Genomic DNA, 23633 nt, shown 5'->3' with positions numbered 1-23633 from the left:
GCCGTGGAAACGGGCCTATTTATCAGGTTCGGCTTGACGACGCACGTCTTACACGCGTGTAATTTCGGTGGGGTTGTGAGTGAGGAAGTCGTGAATGCGAACTCTGCTCACAAATAACACGCTGCGTGCGTGGGGGGTCAGCGCCGGCATCGCAGCCGGCGCGGAAATTGGGAGGCACGCCGATGGAAGCGCAGGTTGAAGGGGTCGACCTGCTCGGGGACGCGCCCGAGTGGCAGGAACGGGCGCTGTGTTCGCAGACCGACCCGGAGGCCTTCTTCCCGGAGAAGGGTGGGTCCACCCGGGAGGCGAAGAGGATCTGCGGCCGCTGTGAGGTCAAGGCCGAGTGCCTGGAATACGCGCTGGGTCACGACGAGCGTTTCGGGATCTGGGGTGGACTGTCCGAGCGCGAGCGTCGCAAGCTCAAGCGGCGCGTGGCCTAGCTAGGACAGCTCGTCAGGATCCACCCCGAGCAGGTTGGCGACCTGCTCGATGATCACATCGTGGACGAGGTCGGCGAGGTCCTCACGGTCCATCGCCCGGAATTCCAGCGGCCGCCGGTAGAGCACGATTCGTGGGGGGAGCTCCTGCCGGCCGGGGCGACCGGGCAGCAGCCGGGCCAGCGGCACCTCGCCGTCCTCGAGCACGTCGGAGTCGTAGACGTTGAGCTCGGGCGGCACGTCCTCGACCGCGAACTCGACACCGGCCAGCTCCTTGGCGTAACGCCGCTCGAGCTGCTCGACCGTGTCGAGCACCAGGTCGTCGAAGATCTCGGCCTTGGTGCGGGCGAGGGGAACGGTGGCCGGCACCAGCCTGCCCCGTAGCCCCCGGCCGTGCCGGTCGCGGCGCGCGGGATGCCCCGGACCGGACTTGCGCGCCGCCCGGGAAGGATCGGTGCGGCGGCGTTCGGGACTGGTGGTCACTCCGCAACTCTAGTCCTCCGACGGTGTGACACGGCGTCAGAGGACTTGCGGCGTTGGTGATTCGTCCCAACGGGGGCGTACGCCGGTAATTCGTCCCTTCGGGGGCGGCGTGTCGGGTCGTCATGGCCGAATCGTGATGCATCGTGGGTCGGCGTGTCGCGGGGCTTCCGCACCCACGCGGGCGCTCGGAGAGATAACGTGCCGCCGTGAGGTCACCACGGCGTTGCTCCCGGAACGGCTGTCCCCGACAGGCGGTCGCCACGCTGACCTACGTCTACAGCGACTCCACGGCTGTCGTCGGCCCCTTGGCGGCCTTCGCCGAACCCCACACGTACGACCTGTGCGAGCCGCACGCCCGCAGTCTCACCGCCCCCCGAGGCTGGGAGCTCGTCCGGCACGACGGCGATTTCGCCCCGCCCCCGCCCACCACCGACGACCTGGTCGCGCTGGCCGACGCCGTGCGCGAGGCCGCCCGCCCGCCGGCGCCGCCCCCACGCACCGACGACGAGGAGCGCATCCCCGGCCACCAGACGGGCCGCCGGGGTCACCTGCGGGTCATCCCACCCTCGCATTGACGCCGGAAACGGCTAGGGCAGCGCGACGAGCGTGTAGCGCTTCTTGAGCCACGGGATCAGCTTCTTGTAGGCCTTGATGGTGTCCGGCTGCGCGTAGTCGTGCGACAGCACGATCGCCCCCGGCCGGCAGTGCCGGGCCACGCTCGAGATGACCTTGGCCTGGTGGGCCGCGCTGGTCTCGCCCTTGCGGTGACTCCAGTCGCGCGGGTCGACGTCCCAGTAGATCGAGGTCATTTTCAGCTGCTGGGCCACCGCCACCAGCCGCGGCGTGAAGTTGCCGCCGGGCGCGCGGAAATACTTGATCTTCGCCTGGGGCGCGGCCCGGAGGATCGCCGCGTTGGTGCGCTGCAAGTCGGCGCGGATCTTGGGGGCGGGGTTCTTGCCCAGCTTGAGGCTGTGGTTCCAGGTGTGGTTGCAGAGCGTGTGACCGCCCGCGACGATCTGCCGCACCAGCTCCGGGTGCCGCTGCGCGTTGCTGCCGACCAGGCAGAAGGTGGCCTTCACGTGATGCTTGGCCAGAAGCCGGAGCAGCTTCGGCGTCTCGGCCGGGTCGGGCCCGTCGTCGAAGGTGAGCGCGACGCCCTTGGTGCCGGTGAGCACGTGGCTGCCCGCCGGCCCGCCGAAGCGCGGGTTGCTGACCTTACGGGCGCCCGGATGCTTCGTCGTCGGCTTGGTCCTGGGCTTGGTGGCCTTGGGCTTGGTGGCCTTGGGCGGGGCGGCCGGCTCGATGGTCGGCGCGGACGCGGTGACCGGCGGGGCGGCCTCGGGCAGTCTCGTCTCGGCCGACGCGCGCCCGGTCAGGCCCACGGCCAGCAGCACGACGCCGAGCAGAACCGCCTTCCGGGCGCGTGTCATTCGCATCCAAGCCTCCCTGTGCCGTCGGGCTGCCGACAATGCCGTCCGGGCGGCGCGAACCGCTGCTTCCCGGCGCGATTCGGCACGGTCAGGGGAGACGTCAAACGGCCGTTCGTCGCCGGTTCGGACCCTTTTCAGCACCCGTCGAGTGAGTGCCATTGCGCGGCGGTCCACGGCGTGCAGGGCGGCCAGTAGCTGGTGGGCGGAGGGGGGTCGCACTCTTTCCTCGGGGGTCGGCGTCAGGACGTGGTGCCGGCGACAGCAAACCGCCGCCGTCCCTATTGATACGGGACGACGGCGGCGCGCGGATCAGATTGTGGCCGGTTTCAAATGATCCTCATCGGGTCCTATCCCGACAATTCGGCGAGCTCCTGCTCGGTGAGCAGGCGCGAGCGGATCAGGAACCGTACGCCCTCGGGTGCCTCCAGCGAGAAGCCGGAGCCGCGTCCGCGGACCACGTCCACCGTCAGGTGTGTGTGCTTCCAGAGCTCGAACTGCGAGGCCGACATCCAGAACGTGATCGGCTCGGGCACCCCGTCGATCTGCAGCGCCTCGAGCAGCACATCGGACTGGCCGGTGCGGAACTCGCCCTCCAGGTAGCACATCGGCGAGCTGCCGTCGCAGCATCCGCCGGACTGGTGGAACATCAGCGGACCGTGCTGTCCCCGCAGCTGCCGCATCAGGTCGGCAGCCGCGGGCGTGACATCAACCCTGGTGGCCATCGGCTTAGAAGAAGCCCATCGCCTTGGGGCTGTACGACACGAGCAGGTTCTTGGTCTGCTGGTAGTGGTCGAGCATCATCTTGTGGTTCTCGCGGCCGATGCCGGACTGCTTGTAGCCACCGAACGCGGCGTGCGCGGGGTAGAGGTGGTACGAGTTGGTCCACACGCGGCCGGCCTTGATCGCGCGTCCGGCCCGGTAGGCCGTGTTGATGTCCCGGGTCCACACGCCCGCGCCGAGACCGTAGAGCGTGTCGTTGGCGATCTTGATAGCGTCCGCGTAGTCGGCGAACGAGGTCACCGACACGACCGGCCCGAAGATCTCCTCCTGGAAGATCCGCATCGAGTTGTTGCCCTCGAAGATCGTCGGCTGCACGTAGTAGCCGCCGGACAGGTTGCCGCCCAGGTCGGCCCGCGCGCCGCCGGTGAGCACCTTGGCGCCCTCCTGCCGGCCGATGTCCAGGTACGACAGGATCTTCTCGAGCTGGTCGTTGGAGGCCTGCGCGCCCACCTGGGTGTCGGTGTCGAGCGGGTTGCCCTGCTTGAGGTTCTCCACCCGCTTGACGCCCGCGGCCAGGAAGTCGTTGTAGATGCCCTGCTGGATCAGCGCGCGCGACGGGCAGGTACAGACCTCGCCCTGGTTGAGCGCGAACATCGAGAAGCCCTCGAGCGACTTGTCGTAGAAGTCGTCGTCGAGCCGGCTCACATCCTCGAAGAAGATGTTCGGGCTCTTGCCGCCCAGCTCGAGGGTGACCGGGATGAGGTTCTCGGAGGCGTACTGCATGATCAGCCGGCCGGTGGTGGTCTCACCGGTGAAGGCGACCTTGGCCACCCGGTTGGACGACGCGAGCGGCTTGCCGGCCTCGACCCCGAACCCGTTGACGATGTTGAGCACGCCCGGCGGGATCAAGTCGGCGATCAGCGACACCAGGTAGTGGATCGAGGCCGGGGTCTGCTCGGCCGGCTTGAGCACGACCGCGTTGCCGGCCGCCAGCGCCGGGGCCAGCTTCCACACGGCCATCAGGATGGGGAAGTTCCACGGGATGATCTGCGCGACCACACCCAGGGGCTCGTGGAAGTGGTAGGCGATCGTGTCGTCGTCGATCTCGCCCGCGGTGCCCTCCTGAGCCCGGATGGCGCCCGCGAAGTAGCGGAAGTGGTCGATCGCCAGCGGGATGTCGGCCGCGAGGGTCTCCCGCACGGGCTTGCCGTTCTCCCAGGCCTCGGCGACCGCGAGCTTTTCGAGGTTCGCCTCCATCCGGTCGGCGATCTTGTTGAGGATGTTGGCCCGCTCGGCGGTGGAGGTGCGGCCCCACGCGTCGGCGGCGCCGTGCGCGGCGTCCAGCGCCTTCTCGACGTCCTCGGCGGTGCCCCGGGCCACCTCGCAGAAGTCCTCGCCGGTGACGGGGCTGGGGTTGGCGAAGTACTGACCCTTCGCCGGAGGCACGTACTCGCCACCGATGAAGTGGTCGTAGCGGGATTCGTAGTTGACGATCGCGCCGTCGGTGCCGGGCGCGGAATATACGGTCATGCCTGCCTCCGTACCAATGGGGTACGGCCGACGTTAGTTACGCGGACGTTGCACAGACGTTGCAAGGAGCCCGTACTCCCGGCGAAGCTCGGCGACCCGGGCCCGGGCCAGAGGGCGGCTCGGCGCGTCCGAGGGCAGCAGCTGGGCGTACGCCTCCCAGACCTGCAGGTCGTCGGTGCCCCAAGGGGAGTGCAGCCACGTCTGCAGCAGGTCGCGATCGCGGGCGGCCAGCAGTGCGGCGCGCAGCCGGTCGTCGACGAGCCGGCGCAGCTTGACCACGCCCGGGGCGTCGGAGAAGGGCAGAAGCGGTCCCCCGTACGCCTCCAGGGCCGCCGCCACGCGGCCGTGCTCGAGCAACCGCACGACCGTACGGAAATCCGGCTCGACCTCGGCCCGCAGCCGGTAGGGCCGCGCCTCGATCAGCTCCGGGCCCAGCGTGCGGCGCAGCCGGGACAGCTCGGCGCGCACGGTCACCGGGCTCGCGTCGTCGCCGTAGAGCCCGACCCCCAGCTCGTCGCCGGTGCTGCCCTCGGGGTGGGCCAGCAGCAGCACGAGCAGCTCGGAGTGGCGGCGGCCGAGACGCCACCGGCGGCCCTCGACGGTCAGCACGGCCTCGTTGCGGCCCAGCGTGGTGACCGATCCCGCGGTCGCGGCCGGCCCCAGATGCCCGCGCAAGTAGGCCTCGGCGGCGAGCGCGGTGGCCCGTACGAGGGCAAGGCTGTGGGGGTTGGCGAGATGATCGCCGCCCGTCACGTCGATCGCCCCGAGCAGCCGCCCGGTCGCCGGGTCGTGGATCGGGGCCGCCGCGCACGTCCAGCGCTGCACCGGGCGGCTGAAATGCTCGGTCGCGAAGATCTGCAACGGGTGGTCGATGGCCAGGGCCGTGCCGGGCGCGTTCGTGCCGGCGTGCGCCTCGTCCCACAGCGCGCCGGGCACGAAGTTCATGCGCTCGCCCGCGCGCAGCACCTTGGCCGTTCCTTCGACCCACAGGAGCCGCCCGTACGCGTCGCAGACCGCCATCAGGTGCTCCCCGTCCTCGGCCAGGCCGCCGAGCAGGTCGCGGAAGATCGGCAGCACGCTCGCGAGCGGGTGGGCCGCCCGGTAGGACTCCAGGTCGGTGTCGCTGAGGTCGATCGGGGCGGTCGCGTCGGGGCCGGACAGCGCGACGGCCGAGCGCTTCCAGGAGTCGGCCACCACCGACCGGATCGAGGGGCCGGAGGCCGTTTCGCCCGCCAGGAACCGCTCGTGGGCGCGCCCGACCTGCCGTATCCGCTCGACGGGATCGGCGCCGGCGTCGAGGGCGAGCCACGGGTTGGCCAAGGAGACACCTCCAGACCCACCCATCGTGACCCGCATCACGCCTGGCGACAAGCGCTGTTCGGGCGTGAGTATTTATCGCGATCGGATCACGTAACAGTGATGCCGCCTCGTTGCCACCTTGCCGTCTTCGCGGCTCCGCTACTCTCGGCCCGAACATCCTGAGTAGGGCCTAGGGGGCGCAGTGTCTGACCTGTCCAAGCTTGTCAAGGCGTACGACGTCCGGGGCATCGTCCCGGATCAGTTCGACGAGTCGGTCGCCCGGGCCCTGGGCACGGCGTTCATCGAGATGCTGCGCGAATCCGGCGACAACGCCGACGAGATCGTCATCGCCCACGACATGCGCGAGTCCGGCCCCGGCCTGGCCGCCGCCTTTGCCCGCGGCGCCAACGCGGCCGGCGCGGCCGTCCTCAACGTCGGGCTGGCCTCGACCGACGGGCTCTACTACGCGTCCGGCGCGCTCGGCCTGCCCGGCGCCATGTTCACCGCCAGCCACAACCCCGCGCAGTACAACGGCATCAAGCTGTGCCGCGCGGGCGCCAAGCCGGTCGGCCAGGACAGCGGGCTCGCGGTCGTGCGGCAGCGCGCCGAGGCCCTGCTCGACGACCTGAACGCCGAGGCCGACGGGCCCGCCCGGGTCGAGACGCGCGACCTGCTGGCCGACTACGCGCAGCACCTGCGCTCGCTGGTCGACCTGACCGCGATCCGGCCGCTCAAGGTGATCGTCGACGCCGGCAACGGCATGGGCGGCTACACCGTGCCCGCCGTGCTGGGCGACCAGGTGCTGCCCGCGCTGCCGCTGGAGATCGTTCCGCTCTACTTCGAGCTCGACGGCTCGTTCCCCAACCACGAGGCCAACCCGCTCGACCCGGCCAACCTGGTCGACCTGCAGAATGCGATCCGCGAGCAGGGCGCCGACATCGGCGTCGCGTTCGACGGCGACGCCGACCGCTGCTTCATCATCGACGAGAACGGCGACCCGGTCTCGCCCTCGGCCGTCACGGCGCTGGTGGCCCGGCGCGAGCTGGCCAAGTTCCCGGGCAGCACGGTCATCCACAATCTGATCACCTCGGCCGCCGTGCCCGAGATCATCAAGGAGGCCGGCGGCACGCCCGTGCGCAGCCGGGTCGGCCACTCGTTCATCAAGGCCGAGATGGCCCGGACGAACGCGGTCTTCGGCGGCGAGCACTCGGCGCACTACTACTTCCGCGACTTCTGGTTCGCCGACACCGGCATGCTGGCCGCGATGCACGTTCTGGCCGCGCTGGGCGGCCAGGAGCGCCCGCTGTCCGAGTTCGCCGCGGAGTACGAGCGCTACAGCGCCTCCGGAGAGATCAACTCCACTGTCGCCGACGCCGCGGCCAAGGTGGCCGAGGTGCGGGCCGCGTTCGCCGGGGCGACGTTCGACGAGCTCGACGGTCTCACCGTGAGCCTGCCCGACGGCGCCTGGTTCAACCTGCGGGCCTCGAACACCGAGCCGCTGCTGCGCCTGAACGTGGAGGCCGCGAAGCCGGACCGGATGGCGTCCCTGAGGGACGAAGTGCTGGCGATCGTCCGCAGTTAGGATCGTCTGGTTCCGCCCGTCCGCTATGTAAGGAGCCGTTCGGTGGCCCTAGATCCGCAGCTGTTGGACATCCTGGCCTGCCCGGACACGCATCACGCGCCGCTCACCCACGACGCCGACGCGCAGACCCTGACCTGCACCGAGTGCGGCCGGGTCTTCGAGATCCGCGACGACATCCCGGTGCTGCTGCTCGACGAGGCGCGTCCCGGGGACGCGGCCTGATGGCGGGGCCTCTCGAGGGCGGCGCGGCCGGCGTGCACGGTCACCGGCACGCCGACGAGTCCCTGCTCGACGACGAGAAGTCGATGCTCGCCAACGACCCCGGCGGGATGCTGCGCGCCACGGCGTCGGCGGGCGCCCAGGTGCGCGAGGCGGCCGCGCTGGCCGCCGAGACCGACCTGAGCATGCTGGCCGACGAGGGCCGCCCCCGCGCGGTCGTCGTCGCCGGCATCGGCACGGCCGGCCTGACCGGCAGCATCCTGTCGACCGTGGCCGGCCCGCGCTGCCCGGTGCCGATCATCGGGCACCGCAGCCCCGGCCTGCCCGGCTGGGTCGGCGCGGCCGACGTGGTCATCGCCGTCTCCGCCTCCGGCCGCAGCCCCGAGGCGCTGGCCGCGGCCGAGGCAGCCGCCCGGCGCGGCGCCCGGCTGGTCGCGGTGGGCAACCCCGACTCCGAGCTCGAAGCCATGGCCGCGCGGGCCCGGGCGCCGTTCTTCGCGGTGCCCCGGCGTGCGCCAGCCCGGGCCAGCCTGTGGGGCCTGGCCGTGCCGGTGCTGCTCGCGGCGCGCGCGATCGGCCTGGTCAAGGTCAACGAGGCCGACCTGGCCGAGACCGCGACCCGGCTCGACGCCGACGCCGAGCGCTGCCGGCCCGGCGCCGACGCGTTCGTCAACCCGGCCAAGGCGCTCGCGCTCGACCTGGCCGGCTCGATCCCGATCGTCTGGGGCTCGTCGCCGCTGGCCACGGTGGCCGCCCGGCGCTTCGCCGACACCCTGGCCGCCAACGCGCGCTACCCCGTGATGGCGGGTGCCCTGGGCGAGGCCGGTCGCGGCCGCGTGGGCCTGCTCGACGGCGTCTTCGGCGGGCTCGCCGAGTCGTCGCGCGACATCTTCGCCGACCCCGGCGCCGAGGAGACCGGCGCCACCCGGCTGCGGCTGGTGCTGTTCCGCGACGGCGGCCTCAACCCGGAGGACGACGCGGACGAGCCGATCGCCGTGGAGGAACGCCGGGCCGACGCCGTGCAGACCCTGGCCGAGCGGCGCGGCGTGCGCTGCGACGTGCTCACGGCCGAGGGCGGCTCCGCGCTCGAACGGCTCGCGTCGCTCACCGCCGTACCCGATTTCGCCTCGCTCTACCTCGCGCTCGCCCACGGGCTCGATCCGATGGCCGTGCCCGCGATCAGTGAGATGAAAGAGCTTTCCAACCCGCTTCCCGAGGGAATGCAGTGACCGATCCTGTCGGACACCTCACTGCGGAGTGGATAAATGAGTGCTGAAGGCGGCACCCGGGCGATCATCGCGGCCCTGACCGCGAACCTCGGCATCGCGGTCACCAAGTTCATCGCCTGGCTGCTGACCAGCTCGTCGTCGATGCTGGCGGAGTCGATCCACTCGGTGGCCGACTCCGGCAACCAGCTGCTTCTGCTGGTCGGCGGCAAACGGGCCAAGCGGCGGGCCACGCCCGAGCATCCCTTCGGGTTCGGCCGGGAGCGCTACCTCTACGCGTTCATCGTGTCGATCGTGCTGTTCAGCCTGGGCGGCCTGTTCGCGCTGTACGAGGCGTGGCACAAGATCCAGGACCCGCACCCGATCGAGAGCTGGCAGTGGGTGCCGGTGCTGGTGCTGGTGGTCGCGATCGGCCTCGAGACGTACTCGTTCGTCACCGCCATCCGGGAGTCGAACCGCACCCGCGGCAAGACCTCCTGGGTCGACTTCGTGCGGCGGGCCAAGGCGCCCGAGCTGCCGGTGGTGCTGCTGGAGGACTCGGGCGCCCTGCTCGGCCTGGTCTTCGCCTTCTTCGGCGTGGTGCTCACCCTGATCACCGGCAACGGCATCTGGGACGGCATCGGCACCGCGGCGATCGGCCTGCTGCTGGTGGCGATCGCGGCCGTGCTGGCCATCGAGACCAAGAGCCTGCTGATCGGCGAGGGGGCCAACCCCGAGACGGTGCGCGAGATCGAAAAGGCAGTCCTGGCCGGCGCGGGCATCGAGCGGATCATCCACATGAAGACGCTGCACCTCGGCCCCGAGGAACTGCTGGTCGCGGTGAAGATCGCGGTGCCCAGCTCGGAACGGGCCGACGAGGTGGCCCGGCACATCGACGAGACCGAGAAGCGCATCCGCGACGCGGTTCCGATCGCCCGCGTCATCTACATCGAGCCCGACATCTACCGGCCCGCCTCGGCCCCGGCTCCGGCTTGAATCTCTCCTCGCTAAACGGACAAAAGGCTAAAATACCGTCATGAGTGTCTATGCGCTGACCGGGGTCGTCCGGCCGTACGCCTGGGGTTCCCGCACCCTCATCGCCGAACTCCAAGGCCGTTCCGGGCCCACCGAGCAGCCCGAAGCCGAACTGTGGCTGGGCGCCCACCCGGGCGACCCGGCCACCGTGGCCGGCCCCGACGGCCCGGTCAGCCTGGAGGCACTCATCGCCGACGACCCCAAAGGCCAGCTCGGCGGCCCCGTCCTGGAATCGTTCGGCCCTCGACTGCCGTACCTGCTCAAGGTGCTGGCCGCCGAGACCCCGCTGTCGTTGCAGGCCCACCCCGACCCCGAATACGCGAAACTGGCCTACGCCCGGCAGGAAGCCGACCCGGGCCTGCCCCGCAACTACACCGACCCGCATCACAAGCCCGAGATGCTGGTCGCGCTCACACCCTTCGAGGCGCTGTGCGGCTTCCGCCCACCCGCGGACGCGGCCGACGAGATCGCGTCGTTCGGGCTCGAGTCGCTGGCCCCGGTCGTCGAGGCGCTGCGCGGGGGAGACCTCCGTACGGCCGTGCAGACCCTGCTGACCTGGCCCGAGGACAACCGCGGGGAGCTGATCGCCGCTGTTGCCGAGTCGGGCCGCTCGGAGCTGGCGACCCACCTGGCCGGCCACTATCCGGGCGACCCCGGCGTGCTGGTCGCGCTGCTGCTCAACCACGTGCGGCTGGCCCCCGGCGAGGCGATCTGGATGCCCGCCGGCAACATGCACGCCTACCTCAAAGGCCTGGGCGTCGAGCTGATGGCAGCCAGCGACAACGTCCTGCGCGGCGGCCTGACCCCCAAACGCGTCGACGTCGGCGAACTGCTCAACGTGCTGCGCTTCGAGGTGCTGGAAGACCCCATCCTGCCCAGCACCGAGGTGGCCCCCGGCGTCACGACGTGGAAGGTGCCCGTACCCGACTTCGAGCTGTTCCGCATCGAGCTGGACGGCACCCGCGCCCCTGCCGAGGTGCCCGCCGGTGGACCCCGCATCGTCCTGGGCGTCAGCGGCGACACGTACGTGGGCGAGGCCGTGGACGGCACGCCGGTCGCACTGACCGCCGGCACGGCCGCCTACGCCCCTGCGGACGCGGGTCGGATCAAGGTCGCCGGGCAGGGGCAGCTCTTCGTGGCCGCAGTCCCCGCCTGACCGGTCCGTGGGTCCAGCTGACCGGTCCGCGCTCGGCCTGACCAGTCTGCGTTCCGCCTGACTGGTCCGCGCTCGGCCTGACCAGTCTGCGTTCCGCCTGACCGGCTCGCGCTCGGGTCGACCCGTCCGCGCGCCGCCTGACCAGCGCGGCCGCGCCCAGCTGGCCCTGATACGCCCGGCCGACCGGTTCCGCCGTGCCCGGTCGGCCCTGATGCATAGCCTGACCAGCCGAACTGCGCTCGGCCGCCCTGTTCTACGCCTGACCAACTCGCACCGCCACGCCACGCCCTCACCGAGCCGGACGCGCGCCACCGGGAAGCGTCTGGTTCGGCCACGTCAGGGCTCACCCGGTAGGCCCGCGCTGCTCCGGCCCGATTCGTCCGTTGCCACGTCTGCTGAAACAACGGCCGTAACAGTTCCACACAGGGCCCACCCGACCGGGGGACCCCCACCCTAAGGCCGGGACGTCAAATCCAGGCCTCGAGCTTTCCACAACCCCAGGGATGATCGTTCCAGTTGTCCACAGGCCATCGTGAGTTATCCACAGGAGCCGTCGGCCACTCACCGTGCCTTCGGCACATTCGCAAAATAGGAAATTTCCGGATTTGCTTGACACCGGTCTGTGCGGAGTGTGAATCTATAACCACGCAGCGTCATTGGTGATCGGGGGGTCCCACGGACGCGCGCGGTACCAAACCGGGGGGATGAACGGGGCGGCAGGCTCAGGCCTGTCGTCCCGTTCGCTATGTAAGCGCAGAGCCGCGGGACGCGGGGGCGCAGAGGCGCGGGACGCGGGGGCGCAGAGGCGCGGGACGCGGGGGCGCAGGGGTGCAGGGGCGCGGGCCGTAAGGGCACAGAGGCGCGGCGGCGCTGGGGTGCAGACGGCGCGGAGGCGTGGAGATGCTGGGGTGCAGAGGCGCGGCGGCGCGGAGACGCTGAGATCCTGAGATCCTGAGGGCACCGGCGTGCAGAGGCAAGGAAGAGGCCCCGCCCGCCCGCCGGACAGGGCCTCCCTCTCCGGGCCGCGTGGTGTTTGCCGCCACCAGGCACCCGTCGTCCGTTCCATTACTTCATGCCGTTTGACCTGCGTGCAAGTGCACAGCGTGCGTTGCAAGTTGCAGGCTGCGACCGTTTTGACGTTATGGTGTTCGCGTGGCAAGGGCGACCTCGACGGCACGGCGCGAACTCGGCAACGAGTTGAGGCGTCTGCGTGGTGAGCGCCGGGCGGCCGACGTGGCCATCTCGCTGGGCTGGTCGGAGAGCAAACTGAGCCGGATCGAGACGGCGCACACCGGCATCAGCGAGCCCGATCTCGACCGTCTTCTGACTGCTTATGGCGTACGGGTGGAGGACCGCGAGCGGCTGCGCGACCTGGCTCGCCGGGGCCGGGCGCGTGCCTGGTGGACGCCGTATCGGTCGTCGGTGCCGGATCCGTACGACGAATATGTCGCCCTCGAGGCCGAAGCCGTGCTCATCAGTGAGTGGGAGACCCAGGTCGTCCCCGGTTTGCTGCAGACCGATGAGTACGCGCGGGCCGTGATCGAGGTCGGGGCCGACGTCGGCGCGGCCGAGACGATCCAGCGGCGGCTGGCTTTGCGGATGGCCCGGCAGGCCGTGCTGACCCGGGAGCCGCCGCCCATGTTGCGGATCGTTCTCGACGAGGCCGTGCTGCACCGTGAGGTCGGCGGCCCCGAGGTGTTGCGGCGCCAGCTGGCCCGGCTGGTCGAGGCGAGCGAGCGGCCCGGCGTCGAGCTTCTGGTGCTGCCGTTCACCGCGGGCGCGCACGCCGGCCTGACCGAACCGTTCATGGTGCTGGAGTTCGAGTCCGGCACCAGGGCCCCGATCGTGCACATCGAGGGCTTGACCGGCGGTCACTTCCGGGTGAAGCCAACCGATGTCGACGTTTATCGAGATGCCCTGTCTGACCTGCGGGAACGCGCGCTCCCGGCAGAAGAGAGCCGAACGGCTATCGCTCTAAGGGAGGAAGCGCTCCGCCTCTTGACCGCTTCGTGAGCTGAAATGGAGGCGCATTTCTTCCTTGGAAGGGGACTTACGATGCAGGACGCCATTCTCACCTGGCGCAAGAGCACTCGAAGCGGAGCCGCCGGCCACTGCGTCGAGGTTGCCAACGTTCCGTCGACCGTGCTGGTGCGCGACTCGAAGGACGCCTCCGGCCCGATGCTCGCCTTCGGCGACTCGGACTGGGCCGGCTTCATCGCCGGGGTGCGGGCTGGGGAGTTCGACCGGCCCGGCGCCTGACCCGTACGGCAAGACGGCGGGTGGTCCCTGACGGGGCCGCCCGCCTTTTTTACACAAGATCGCCCCCGGGGTACATGGGGCTCGGGAGGACAGTGCAATATTGGACCGCATGAGAGCCCGGGTACTCGTCGTCGATGACGATCCAGCGCTGGCCGAGATGCTCGGCATCGTCCTGCGGAGTGAAGGCTTCCTGCCCTCGTTCGTCGCCGACGGTGAGCGCGCACTGGCCGCCTTCCGGGAGAGCCGGCCCGACATCGTCCTGCTCGACCTGATGCTGCCCGGGATGAGCGGTATCGACGTGGCCCGGGCGATCCGTGCCGAGTCCGGCATCCCGATCGTCATGCTGACCGCCAAGAGCGACACCGTCGACGTGGTCCTCGGCCTCGAGTCCGGCGCCGACGACTACGTGGTCAAGCCGTTCAAGCCCAAGGAGCTGGTGGCGCGGATGCGCGCCCGGCTGCGCCGCGGTGAGGACGCCGCGCCCGAGATGCTGACCATCGGGCCGCCCGGCAACCAGATCACCATCGACGTTCCGGCCCACACCGTGTCCCGCGACGGCGAGGAGGTCAAACTCACGCCGCTCGAGTTCGACCTGCTGGTGGCCTTGGCCCGCAAGCCGCGCCAGGTCTTCACGCGTGAGGTGCTGCTCGAGCAGGTCTGGGGTTATCGCCACGCGGCCGACACCCGGCTCGTCAATGTGCACGTCCAGCGGCTGCGGGCCAAGATCGAGCCGGATCCGGAGCGACCCGAGATCATCCTGACCGTCCGGGGGGTCGGCTACAAGGCGGGCACCGGTTAGGAGGTCGAGGGGCTAACCTTGCCGCGTAATGCGCGCTCCGGCTTGGCTTCCCCTCCCTCTGCGCCGCGTCCTCCGGGTCGTGCGGCGCTATTGGCGTGTCCTCGCGCGCCGGCTCCAGGTGTGGTCGGCACCGGCCCGCCGGGCCTGGCGTCGCTCGTTGCAGCTGCGCGTCGTCGCGCTGACTCTCGTCGCGTCCAGCCTGCTGGTCGGCGCGTTCGGCTGGTTCATCGCCGACCGCAGCGCCAAGATCCTGCTGAGCCGTGCGCAAGACGAGGTGCAGATCTCGATGCGCAACAAGGTGGCCTATGCGGAGCAGCAGCTCACCGTGCATCCGCAGGCGCGCGATCCCCGGCTGCCCAAGACGTTCAACGACATCGTCAGCCAGCTCGCCGACGGTGACCCCTCCGAGTCCGGTGGCTCGCTGGTTTCGATCCGGGCCGAGGATCACCCCGAGCTGCCCTCGGTGACCTCACGCAACGTGGCCACCGACGAGCTGATCACCGGCGATCTGATCCATCAGGTGGCCGACGAGGAGAAGGTCGCGCGGCAGATCGTCACCGCGCGGGTCAACGACTCCACCACGAAATATCTGGCCACCGGCTCTCCCGTGCCGACCAGTTTCGGTCACGTCGAGCTCTATTACATGGTGCCGCTGACGACCGAGGACAGCGCGGCCAACCAGATCCGCACGATGGTGCTGGCCACCGGCATCGCGCTGGTGATCATGCTCGGGGTGATCGCGGGCCTGGTCACGAGGCTGGTCGTCACACCCGTACGGGTGGCTGCCCGCACGGCCCAGCGCCTGTCCGCGGGTTTGCTCGACCAGCGCATGAAGGTCGACGGCGAGGACGACCTGGCCCTGCTGGCCGCCTCGTTCAACCAGATGGCGGCCAACCTGCAGCGCCAGATCGTGCGACTGGAGGAGCTGTCGCGCCTGCAACGCCGGTTCACCTCCGACGTCTCCCACGAGCTGCGCACCCCCTTGACCACCGTACGCATGGCGGCCGACCTGATCTTCGCCGAGCGCGACGAGTTCGACCCGGCCGTGGCCCGCAGCGCCGAGTTGCTGCAGGCCGAGCTGGACCGGTTCGAGAGCCTGCTGACCGACCTGCTGGAGATCAGCCGTTTCGACGCCGGTTTCGCCGCGCTCGACGCCGAGCACACCGACCTGGTGCCGATCGTCGAGCGCGTGGCCGAGCGGCTGGCCGGTCTGGCCGAGCGGGTCGGCGTCGCGATCGAGTTGCGTCTGCCCGACGAGCCGGTGATCGCCGAGGTCGATCCGCGCCGGGTCGAGCGGGTGCTGCGCAACCTGGTCGGCAACGCGGTCGAGCACGGCGAGGCCAAGCCGGTGCAGGTCACGCTGGCCAGTGACGACGCGGCGGTGGCGATCACCGTGCGCGACCACGGCATCGGTCTCAAGCCGGGCGAGGAGCGGCTGGTCTTCAACCGGTTCTGGCGGGCCGACCCGTCCCGGGCCCGGCAGACCGGCGGCACCGGCCTGGGCCTGTCGATCAGCGCGGAGGACGCGCGGCTGCACGGCGGCTGGCTCGAGGCCTGGGGTGCGCCGGGGGAGGGGGCCCAGTTCCGGCTCACCCTGCCCGTACGGTCGGGGGACCGGCTGCTGGCGGCGCCGCTTCCGCTGATCCCGCGCGACCGCACCCCGGCGCCGGCGGAGGCGCCGGTGCCCGAGTCCGCGGAAAGCGCCGAGCCCAAGGCCGAGGTGGTCTGATGAGGCGCCTGCTGTGCACGGCGGTCGTGCTGGCCACGTTGGTGGCCGGCGGCTGCGGCATCCCCGACGAGAGCGACGTGACGATCGTCGACGACGGCCCCTCGATCGGCGTCTCCGTGCCCGGCGTCGAGGATCCGCCGGTGCAGCCTCGCCGCGAGGACAACGACGAACCGAAGGCCCTGGTCGCCAACTATCTGCAGGCCGCCGCGGGCGACCCCGAGACGGCGGCGGACAGGGCCAGGGCGTTCCTCGCGCCCGACAAGGCGGCGCGGTTCCCGGACGGCGGCGACATCAAGGTGGTTCGCGAGACCGAGGCTTCGCTGCACAGCCCGGGCGAGGCCGGGGTGACGATCAAGATCCAGGTGGTCGGCACGCTCAAGGCCAACGGCGTGCTCGAGCCGGCCGCTCCGAGCGACCCCAAGGCGTACGAGTTGCGGGTGGGTCAGGTGGCCGGCCGATCCGGGCAGTTCATCCTGGACGCCCCGCAGATGCTCATGATGACCGATCAGACCCTGCAGGCGTATTACTCGCAGCGCACGATCTACTGGTGGAACACGGCCAACACCGGCCTGGTCCCCGACGTGCGTTACATGCCGCTCAGCGTGCCCAGTGTGCAGCAGCCGACGACGGTGCTGAGCTGGCTCACCGGCGCGCCCGCGCCCTGGCTGGACGACGCGGTCAACCCGCTGCCCCAGGGCAGTCAGGCGGCCGCCAACGTGCCCGCGATCAGCAACGACACCCTGCAGATCAGCCTCAACGCCCAGGCCTTGCCGCAGGGCAGCGACCCCGGCGCGCTCGATCGGTTGCGGCGGCAGTTGCAGTGGTCGATGCGCCCGCTGGTGACCAGCGCCGTCGAGATCAAGATCGGTCACGACGACCCGGTCCGCACCGAGAACGGCGTCTATCTCGACAGCAACGCGGCGTACCGGCTGGCCGACGTGCCCGAACGGTTCGCCCTCTACAACGGGACCATCCACCGGCTCAAGGAGTCGCCGCACGAGACCGACCCGGTGCCCGTGATCAAGCCGGCCGCCAACAAGAACATCACCACGGCCGCCCTGAGCTCGTCCTCGACCCGGGCCTACGCGGCCGTGGTGACCGGCACGGGTGACGCCCGCCGGCTGCGGGTGGCCCAGGCGCCGCTGGGCGAGCAGGCCGACCTGCAGCAGGTGGGCGGCGCGCTCAAGGGCGATCTCGGCGTGCCGGTGTGGGCGCAGACCCCCGACGGCGACGACCCCGCCGCGGCGATCGGCCTGATCACGATGGACGGCCAGATCTACAGCTTCGACGCGACCGGGGCTGCCGCGCGGCGAGTCGGCTGGCAGAACCCGCCCGGCACCGTGACCGGTCTTTCGGTGGCTCCCGACGGGCATCGGGTCGTGCTGGTCAGCGGGGGCCGGCTGTATCGCGCCGTGCTCAACACCAGCGGCGACGACATCACCTTGAGCGACCCGGAACGGGTGTGGCCGCCCGACCTCGCCACGGTGACCGCGGTCGCCTGGAACAGTGAGTCGTCGCTGGCCGTGGCGGGTATGCGCACCAACAACCGGTACGCGGTGCTCGACGTGACCGTCGACGGCACTCTGGCCACGACCCGCCTCAACGACATCGGGGCCGAGCGGGTCACCTATCTGACGGCGTATCCGTCCACCCCGACGAACCCGGAGCGGCTGGCCTCGGAGTGGTACGTGGCCGGCCGCGACGCCTGGGACGTGCTCAGCGAGCCGGTCAAGGTGCAGGCCGACCAGCTGGTCGACGTGACCCCGCAGCCCGGGGTCAATCCCGCCGCCCCCTTCTTCCTGGATTGACTTGGCCGGACTGCTCGGTGACCTGGCCGACCTCGTGCTGCCCGCCCCGTGCGCGGGCTGCGAGGCCGAACGAGTGCCGCTGAGCTTCGGTGTCTGCGCGAGCTGCGCCGTCCGGCTGGAAGCCCTCAGACCCTTCCGTACGGTTCCCGACCCCCCGCCGCCGGGCCTGCCCCGGTGTGTGGCCGTCGGGGCGTACGGGAGCGCCTTGCGGGGTGTTCTGCTCAACTACAAGGAGAAGGGGCGGCACCGGCTGGCCGGCCCGCTCGGCGCGCTGCTCGCCACCGCGGTGGCCGCGATCGCCCCGCGCGGCGCACCGGTGATTCTGGTGCCCGTGCCGTCGACCGCCGCGGCCGCCCGGGAGCGGCACGGCGATCACATGCGGCGTCTGGCCGCACACGCCGTACGTCGGTTGCGCGCCGCCGGTTGGGACGCTGACGTCAGCCCTCAGCTCGAAGCGTTACCGCGCCCCGACTCTACGTCACTGAGTGTGGCCGGCAGGCGTGCCGCGGCTGAGGATTCGCTGCGAATTCGGCGGGCCCGAATCGGCGTTCTGCGACGCGCCGCGCCCCGGAAAGGCACGCTGGTGGTAGTCGACGACATCGTCACCACCGGGGCCACGCTGGCCGCGGCGACGGGTCGGCTCGAGGAGGCGAAGATGCAGGTCGCGGGGGCTGCCGTCCTTGCTGCCACCGAACTGCGTAGATCAACCGCAGTCGGTTTCGGCGGATTACCACCTGGGGGTACTGAAAAGGTGGAACGTCGGGGATCTGGTATCCCGAACGAGGGGTGACGCGAGAGCATCGGCACGTTAGCGTCTTGGTGACGAGGGTATGAGTGCCGTCTCATCCCGCCTGAGCCGGAGGCGCAGCGTTCCGCGAACCGCCGCACCGGAAAGGAGTCGTCTCATTCGCGATCGGTAACGCCCTGTGAGCGATCAAGGGATCGTTCCGGCTTACCGCCAACCAGCACTTAACGCGTCGCAGTTCGGCGCCCCCGCCGCACCCTTCGCAGGGGCGTCTGCAGAACAGAAACGTTGGGGGAGGTCACGAGTGGACATTGTCGTCAAGGGCCGCAACGTAGAGGTTCCCGATCACTATCGGGAACACGTCGCCGAGAAGCTGAGCAAGGTCGAACGTTACGACCAGAAGCTGATCCGGGCCGACGTCGAGCTGTTTCATGAACGCAATCCGCGCCAGTCCGACACGTGCCAGCGAGTCGAGATCACCGTCATGACGAGGGGCCCGGTCATTCGTGCCGAGGCCTGCGCGAAAGATTTCTACGCTGCCCTCGACCTGGCTATCACCAAACTCGACGGCCGGCTGCGGCGTTCCGCCGACCGGCGCCGGGTCCACCGGGGGCGGCACACGCCCCGTTCGGTGGCGGCGGCCACCGCCGGCCTGCCCACCGACCTCAGCCTCGCCGCGCAGGCGGCCGAGGAGACGTCATCGGTAGCCACCGCCCTCGCGGAACACGACGAGGATCAGCCGTGGCGGATCGTACGGGAAAAAGAGCACCCCGCTGACCCGATGACCGTCGACGACGCCCTCTTCCAGATGGAGCTCGTCGGCCACGACTTCTATCTCTTCCTCGACAAGGACAGCGGCCGCCCGAGCGTTGTCTATCGCCGCCGCGGCTACGACTACGGAATCCTGTCGCTGGAGACCACGGGTTAGTCACCCATCAAGCCGGGGGCCTTCGGTCAGGAGGTCCTCGGCGAGGAGGACGAACTGCACGTCGTCGGTGCGCGTGCCGTCCGGGCCGGGCAGCCGCGACCGCAGGAACGCCTCCTTGTGGAATCCCGCCTTGTCCAGCACCCGCTGCGAGCCCACATTGCCGGGCATCGCGCCCGCGATCAGCCGGGCCACGTCCGTCTCGGCGAAGACCCACAGAGACAGCAGCTGGGCGGCGCGCGTCGGGAAACCCCGGCCGCGAAACGCCTGCAGCATGCTGTAGCCGATCATGGCCTGCTGCGTGTGCGGGTCGTCGTAGTAGAGGCCGATGTCGCCCGCCGGCACACCGGTCGCCGCGTCCTCGATCACGAGGTCGGCCCGGGTGCCGGCCAGCCAGTGCGCCTCGGCCCAGAAGCACCGCTGGTGAATGCGCTGCGGCGTCGGCGGCACGGGCGGCACGCTGGTGGCCACCACGTCGGGCTGGCCCAGCAGCTCGGCCAGGAAGCTCGTGTCGCCCGGGCCGAGCGGGCGCAGCCGGACGACGCCGTCGGTGAGCTCGCCGCCGGGCAGGTCGGGCAGCAGACGGGGCACCGGATCGCCGGAGTCGGTGGCCAGCCGGGTGAAGACCACCATGTCCTCGCGGCCCTCGGTGCGCCCGGGCTCGGCGCCCCGGCGGACCCCCTCCCGGGTGTAACCCGCGGCCAGCGCGACCCGCTGGCTGAGCGGGTTGTCCCAGTGCGTCAGCAGTTCGAGGCGCTCCAGCCCGTGGCTCAGGGCATGCGCGCTCAGGGCCCGCAGGGCGGCGGAGGCGACCCCGCGGCGGCGCGCCCACGGGCCGACCCAGTAACCCACCTCGGCCTGGCGCCGGGCCGGCACCACCTTGTCGAACCCGATGCCGCCGAGCAGTTCGTCGGTGTCCGGGTCGGCGATCGCATACAGCGCGCCACCCTCGGCGAAGGTGGCCACGACGCGCTCGGCTATGTAACGCTCGGCGTGCGCGATGGTGAAGGGTTTCGGCATCTGCGGGAGGAACCGTTGCGAGAGCGGATCGTCGAATCCGGCTGCCAGCGCGTCGGCGTCGTCGGCGCGAAACGCCCGGAGGCGTATCCCTGTGCCGTTGATCTGTGCGATGGTCACGCCCTCTCCTTTGCCCCGCTCATCCTGCCCGAAGAGCTGCGCTCTGAGCGAACTTGATGCGAAGTTTCACACCATTTGTGCGGTTAACCCGAGGCTCGGGTCACAGCTTCCGCGGAAGGGTGCCTACGATGGTTCGGCAGACTGTCTAGGGGAGCGCTGACCCGTGTCGATTTTGGAAAAGGTCCTACGTGCCGGCGAAGGCCGCATGGTGCGCCGGCTCAAGGCGATCGCGGAAGCGGTCAATTCGATCGAGGACGACTATGTCGACCTCACCGATGACGAGTTGCGCGAGTGCACCCAGCAGTTCAAGGAACGTGTCGAGGGCGGCGAATCGCTCGACTCGTTGCTGCCCGAGGCGTTCGCCGTGGCCCGTGAGGGCGCGAAGCGGGTGCTCGGCCAGCGGGCGTACGACGTGCAGCTGATGGGCGGCGCGGCGCTGCACTTCGGCAACATCCCCGAGATGAAGACCGGTGAGGGCAAGACCCTGACCGGCGTGTTCCCGGCCTACCTCAACGGGTTGAGCGGCAAGGGCGTGCACATCATCACGGTCAACGACTACCTGGCTCAGCGCGACGCCGAGTGGGTCGGCCGGGTGCACGTGTTCCTCGGCCTGAGCGTGGGCGTGATCCTGCCCAACCGGCCCGCCGCCGAGCACCGCGCGGCGTACCTGTGCGACATCACGTACGGCACCAACAACGAGTTCGGCTTCGACTACCTGCGCGACAACATGGCCTGGTCGAAGGACGAGCTGGTGCAGCGCGGCCACAACTTCGCGATCGTCGACGAGGTCGACTCGATCCTGATCGACGAGGCGCGCACCCCGCTGATCATCTCGGGCCCGGCGGAGCACTCGCAGCGGTGGTACGGCGAGTTCGCCTCGATCGTGAGCCGGCTCCAGCGCGGCAAGGACGGCGAGGGCGACTACGAGGTCGACGAGGCCAAGCGCACCGTCTCGATCACCGAGCGCGGCGTCGGCCGGGTGGAGGACCGCCTGGGCATCGACAACCTGTACGAGTCGGTGAACACCCCGCTGGTGGGCTACCTCAACAACGCCATCAAGGCCAAGGAGCTCTACAAGCGCGACAAGGACTACATCGTCGACGAGGGCGGCGAGGTCCTCATCGTCGACGAGTTCACCGGTCGCATCCTGCACGGCCGCCGCTACAACGAGGGCATGCACCAGGCCATCGAGGCCAAGGAGGGCGTCGAGGTCAAGCAGGAGAACCAGACGCTGGCCACCATCACCCTGCAGAACTACTTCCGGCTGTACGACAAGCTGGGCGGCATGACCGGTACGGCGCAGACCGAGGCCGGCGAGTTCAACTCGGTCTACAAGGTCGGCGTCGTGAGCATCCCGACGCACCGGCCGATGGTCCGCATCGACCACCCCGACGTCATCTACAAGACCGAGAAGGCCAAGTTCGACGCGGTCATCGAGGACATCGCCGAGCGGCACGCCACCGGCCAGCCCGTCCTCGTCGGCACGGTGTCGGTGGAGAACTCCGAGATCCTCTCGCAGCTCCTGCGCCGCCGGGGCATCCCGCACTCGGTGCTGAACGCGAAGTTCCACGCCCAGGAAGCCACGATCATCGCGCAGGCCGGCCGCAAGGGCGGCGTCACGGTCGCGACGAACATGGCCGGCCGTGGCACCGACATCCTGCTCGGCGGCAACCCCGAGTTCCTCGCAGCCAGCGAGCTCGCCCAGCGCGGTCTCGACCCGGTGGAGAACGAGGAGGAGTACGCGAAGGCGCTTGAAGAGGTCCTCCCCGTGTGGAAGGAGGCCTGCGAGGCCGAGGCGGCCGAGGTGCAGGCGGCCGGCGGGCTCTACGTGCTCGGCACCGAGCGGCACGACTCCCGGCGCATCGACAACCAGCTGCGCGGCCGCTCCGGCCGGCAGGGCGACCCGGGCGAGTCCCGGTTCTACCTGTCGCTGCAGGACGACCTGATGAAGCGGTTCCGCGCGGGCGCCGTCGAGGCCGTCATGGAGCGGTTCAACATCCCGGACGACGTGCCGATCGAGTCCAAGATGGTGACCCGGCAGATCCGTAGCGCCCAGACCCAGATCGAGGGTCAGAACGCCGAGATCCGCAAGAACGTCCTCAAGTACGACGAGGTCATGAACAAGCAGCGCCAGGTGGTCTACGCCGAGCGCAAGCGGGTCCTCGACGGCGAGGACATGCACGACCAGGTCGACAACATGATCGACGACGTGGTCAGCGACTACGTGCTGGCGGCGACGGGCGAGGGCTACGCCGAGGACTGGGACCTCGAGCAGCTCTGGACCAACCTCCGGCGGCTCTACCCGGTCTCGATCACGATCGAGGACCTCGTCGAGGAGATGGGCGGCGAGCGCCAGGCCCTCGACCAGGAATACCTGACCGCGCAGCTGAAGAAGGACGCCCACGACGCGTACGCGGCGCGCGAGGAGGAGCTCGGGGCGGAGGCCCTGCGCGAACTCGAGCGTCAGGTGCTGCTCAGTGTCATCGACCGCAAGTGGCGCGAGCACCTCTACGAGATGGACTACCTGCAGGAAGGCATCAACCTGCGGGCGTACGCCCAGCGCGACCCGGTCGTGGAGTATCAGCGCGAGGGCTTCGACATGTTCAACCAGATGATGGAGGGCATCAAGGAGGAGGCGGTCGGGTTCCTGTTCAACCTGGAGGTCCAGGTGCAGGAGCAGCCCACGGTGACCGTCGACCCGAGCAAGGCCGTGCCCCTGCCGGCCGGCGGCGTGATGGGTTCCGACGACTCCGCCAACGAGACCGACTCCGACCGCGTCGAGGTGCGGGCCAAGGGGCTCGGCGGCGAGCGGCGCCCGCAGAACCTGCAGTACACCGCCCCGGCCATCGACGGTGAGGCCGGCGAGGGCAGCCCGGTGATCCAGCGCGAGCAGCAGGCTCAGGCTCCGGCCCTGGGCATCGGCCCCGGCGGCTCGCCGGTGCCGGCCAGCCCGGCCCACTCGACGGCGGGGCGGCGTTCACCGGCCGGCCAGTCCGAGTCGAACGGGCCGTCGCGCAACGCGCCCTGCTACTGCGGCTCGGGCAAGAAGTACAAGCGCTGCCACGGAGCCCCCTCGGCGAACTGACAGCTCGGCTCCTCAACGGCCCGCCCGCGAATCTTTCGCGGGCGGGCCGT

The 23633-nt window shown here is 70.3% G+C and carries 21 protein-coding genes; 15 read left to right on the top strand and 6 right to left on the bottom strand.

Going from position 1 to position 23633, the window contains the following annotated elements; all coding sequences use genetic code 11:
* The first annotated feature begins 182 nt into the window (after window positions 1–182).
* On the top strand, window positions 183–440 hold the full coding sequence (locus BKA14_RS26335) for a WhiB family transcriptional regulator (RefSeq protein ID WP_014688021.1): 258 nt from the start codon (window positions 183–185) through the stop codon (window positions 438–440).
* Here BKA14_RS26335 and BKA14_RS26330 read toward each other — a convergent pair whose 3' ends face one another.
* Window positions 441–920, bottom strand: a complete 480-nt coding sequence (locus BKA14_RS26330; protein ID WP_438861904.1) for a metallopeptidase family protein — start codon at window positions 918–920, stop codon at window positions 441–443.
* A gap of 206 nt (window positions 921–1126) precedes the next feature.
* Here BKA14_RS26330 and BKA14_RS26325 point away from each other — a divergent pair, with 206 nt between their 5' ends.
* The gene (locus BKA14_RS26325; RefSeq protein ID WP_184953525.1) at window positions 1127–1495 is read left to right on the top strand and encodes a DUF3499 domain-containing protein; all 369 of its coding nucleotides are present in this window, start codon (window positions 1127–1129) and stop codon (window positions 1493–1495) included.
* A gap of 12 nt (window positions 1496–1507) precedes the next feature.
* On the opposite strand, the gene BKA14_RS26320 is transcribed toward BKA14_RS26325, so the two are convergent.
* The 4 genes from BKA14_RS26320 to BKA14_RS26305 form a co-directional block, all read right to left on the bottom strand.
* Complete coding sequence (locus BKA14_RS26320; protein ID WP_184953524.1) at window positions 1508–2356, bottom strand: polysaccharide deacetylase family protein; 849 nt, start codon at window positions 2354–2356, stop codon at window positions 1508–1510.
* A gap of 341 nt (window positions 2357–2697) precedes the next feature.
* Window positions 2698–3072 (bottom strand): DUF779 domain-containing protein, encoded by a 375-nt coding sequence (locus tag BKA14_RS26315; RefSeq protein WP_184953523.1) that lies wholly within the window; start codon window positions 3070–3072, stop codon window positions 2698–2700.
* Between the two features lie 4 nt (window positions 3073–3076).
* Entirely contained in the window at window positions 3077–4600 is a 1524-nt protein-coding gene (adh, locus tag BKA14_RS26310) for an aldehyde dehydrogenase (RefSeq protein WP_184953522.1), read from the bottom strand.
* 33 nt (window positions 4601–4633) lie between these two features.
* The gene (locus tag BKA14_RS26305) at window positions 4634–5920 is read right to left on the bottom strand and encodes a GAF domain-containing protein (RefSeq protein WP_184953521.1); all 1287 of its coding nucleotides are present in this window, start codon (window positions 5918–5920) and stop codon (window positions 4634–4636) included.
* Window positions 5921–6101: 181 nt separating this feature from the next.
* On the opposite strand from BKA14_RS26305, the gene BKA14_RS26300 reads away from it, so the two are divergent.
* The 12 genes from BKA14_RS26300 to hpf all read left to right on the top strand — a co-directional run bounded on the left by BKA14_RS26300 (window position 6102) and on the right by hpf (window position 19364).
* Complete coding sequence (locus tag BKA14_RS26300) at window positions 6102–7481, top strand: phosphomannomutase/phosphoglucomutase (protein ID WP_184953520.1); 1380 nt, start codon at window positions 6102–6104, stop codon at window positions 7479–7481.
* A gap of 42 nt (window positions 7482–7523) precedes the next feature.
* Window positions 7524–7703 carry a Trm112 family protein gene (locus BKA14_RS26295; RefSeq protein WP_184953519.1) on the top strand — a complete coding sequence of 60 codons (180 nt, stop codon included), beginning with the start codon at window positions 7524–7526 and terminating at the stop codon, window positions 7701–7703.
* The gene (locus BKA14_RS26290; RefSeq protein WP_184953518.1) at window positions 7703–8929 is read left to right on the top strand and encodes an SIS domain-containing protein; all 1227 of its coding nucleotides are present in this window, start codon (window positions 7703–7705) and stop codon (window positions 8927–8929) included. The genes BKA14_RS26295 and BKA14_RS26290 overlap by 1 nt, the downstream gene beginning before the upstream one ends.
* A 36-nt stretch (window positions 8930–8965) precedes the next feature.
* The gene (locus BKA14_RS26285; protein WP_184953517.1) at window positions 8966–9901 is read left to right on the top strand and encodes a cation diffusion facilitator family transporter; all 936 of its coding nucleotides are present in this window, start codon (window positions 8966–8968) and stop codon (window positions 9899–9901) included.
* Window positions 9902–9941: 40 nt separating this feature from the next.
* A complete protein-coding gene (gene manA / locus BKA14_RS26280; RefSeq protein WP_184953516.1) occupies window positions 9942–11096 on the top strand; it encodes a mannose-6-phosphate isomerase, class I in 1155 nt (384 codons plus the stop codon).
* A 1152-nt stretch (window positions 11097–12248) separates the two neighbouring features.
* The gene (locus BKA14_RS26275; RefSeq protein ID WP_184953515.1) at window positions 12249–13109 is read left to right on the top strand and encodes a helix-turn-helix domain-containing protein; all 861 of its coding nucleotides are present in this window, start codon (window positions 12249–12251) and stop codon (window positions 13107–13109) included.
* A 42-nt stretch (window positions 13110–13151) separates the two neighbouring features.
* Window positions 13152–13355, top strand: a complete 204-nt coding sequence (locus BKA14_RS26270) for a DUF397 domain-containing protein (protein WP_184953514.1) — start codon at window positions 13152–13154, stop codon at window positions 13353–13355.
* A gap of 109 nt (window positions 13356–13464) precedes the next feature.
* Window positions 13465–14154 (top strand): MtrAB system response regulator MtrA, encoded by a 690-nt coding sequence (mtrA, locus tag BKA14_RS26265; protein ID WP_089293161.1) that lies wholly within the window; start codon window positions 13465–13467, stop codon window positions 14152–14154.
* A gap of 28 nt (window positions 14155–14182) precedes the next feature.
* Window positions 14183–15883 carry an MtrAB system histidine kinase MtrB gene (gene mtrB / locus BKA14_RS26260; protein ID WP_184953513.1) on the top strand — a complete coding sequence of 567 codons (1701 nt, stop codon included), beginning with the start codon at window positions 14183–14185 and terminating at the stop codon, window positions 15881–15883.
* Window positions 15883–17691, top strand: coding sequence for an LpqB family beta-propeller domain-containing protein (locus BKA14_RS26255; RefSeq protein WP_184953512.1), 1809 nt, complete (start codon window positions 15883–15885; stop codon window positions 17689–17691). Before mtrB ends, BKA14_RS26255 begins: the two co-directional genes overlap by 1 nt.
* A gap of 1 nt (window position 17692) precedes the next feature.
* Window positions 17693–18481, top strand: coding sequence for a ComF family protein (locus BKA14_RS26250; protein WP_184953511.1), 789 nt, complete (start codon window positions 17693–17695; stop codon window positions 18479–18481).
* 259 nt (window positions 18482–18740) lie between these two features.
* Window positions 18741–19364, top strand: a complete 624-nt coding sequence (gene hpf, locus BKA14_RS26245) for a ribosome hibernation-promoting factor, HPF/YfiA family (RefSeq protein WP_184956970.1) — start codon at window positions 18741–18743, stop codon at window positions 19362–19364.
* On the opposite strand, the gene BKA14_RS26240 is transcribed toward hpf, so the two are convergent.
* Window positions 19365–20498 carry a GNAT family N-acetyltransferase gene (locus BKA14_RS26240; protein ID WP_184953510.1) on the bottom strand — a complete coding sequence of 378 codons (1134 nt, stop codon included), beginning with the start codon at window positions 20496–20498 and terminating at the stop codon, window positions 19365–19367. It lies immediately after the preceding gene.
* 163 nt (window positions 20499–20661) lie between these two features.
* On the opposite strand from BKA14_RS26240, the gene secA reads away from it, so the two are divergent.
* On the top strand, window positions 20662–23583 hold the full coding sequence (gene secA, locus BKA14_RS26235) for a preprotein translocase subunit SecA (RefSeq protein ID WP_184953509.1): 2922 nt from the start codon (window positions 20662–20664) through the stop codon (window positions 23581–23583).
* Window positions 23584–23633 lie beyond the last annotated feature (50 nt).

Origin of the sequence: Paractinoplanes abujensis, assembly GCF_014204895.1 — a bacterium.
Taxonomy (GTDB): domain Bacteria; phylum Actinomycetota; class Actinomycetes; order Mycobacteriales; family Micromonosporaceae; genus Actinoplanes; species Actinoplanes abujensis.
This window is presented reverse-complemented; position numbering and strand designations above follow the sequence as displayed.

Bases quoted from the DNA above. Each gene is read 5' to 3' on its own strand.
- BKA14_RS26335 (WP_014688021.1), top strand. From the start codon at position 183: ATGGAAGCGCAGGTTGAAGGGGTCGACCTGCTCGGGGACGCGCCCGAG.
- BKA14_RS26320 (WP_184953524.1), bottom strand. From the start codon at position 2,356: ATGCGAATGACACGCGCCCGGAAGGCGGTTCTGCTCGGCGTCGTGCTG.
- BKA14_RS26315 (WP_184953523.1), bottom strand. From the start codon at position 3,072: ATGGCCACCAGGGTTGATGTCACGCCCGCGGCTGCCGACCTGATGCGG.
- adh (WP_184953522.1), bottom strand. From the start codon at position 4,600: ATGACCGTATATTCCGCGCCCGGCACCGACGGCGCGATCGTCAACTAC.
- BKA14_RS26290 (WP_184953518.1), top strand. From the start codon at position 7,703: ATGGCGGGGCCTCTCGAGGGCGGCGCGGCCGGCGTGCACGGTCACCGG.
- BKA14_RS26285 (WP_184953517.1), top strand. From the start codon at position 8,966: ATGAGTGCTGAAGGCGGCACCCGGGCGATCATCGCGGCCCTGACCGCG.
- manA (WP_184953516.1), top strand. From the start codon at position 9,942: ATGAGTGTCTATGCGCTGACCGGGGTCGTCCGGCCGTACGCCTGGGGT.
- BKA14_RS26270 (WP_184953514.1), top strand. From the start codon at position 13,152: ATGCAGGACGCCATTCTCACCTGGCGCAAGAGCACTCGAAGCGGAGCC.
- mtrA (WP_089293161.1), top strand. From the start codon at position 13,465: ATGAGAGCCCGGGTACTCGTCGTCGATGACGATCCAGCGCTGGCCGAG.
- mtrB (WP_184953513.1), top strand. From the start codon at position 14,183: ATGCGCGCTCCGGCTTGGCTTCCCCTCCCTCTGCGCCGCGTCCTCCGG.
- BKA14_RS26255 (WP_184953512.1), top strand. From the start codon at position 15,883: ATGAGGCGCCTGCTGTGCACGGCGGTCGTGCTGGCCACGTTGGTGGCC.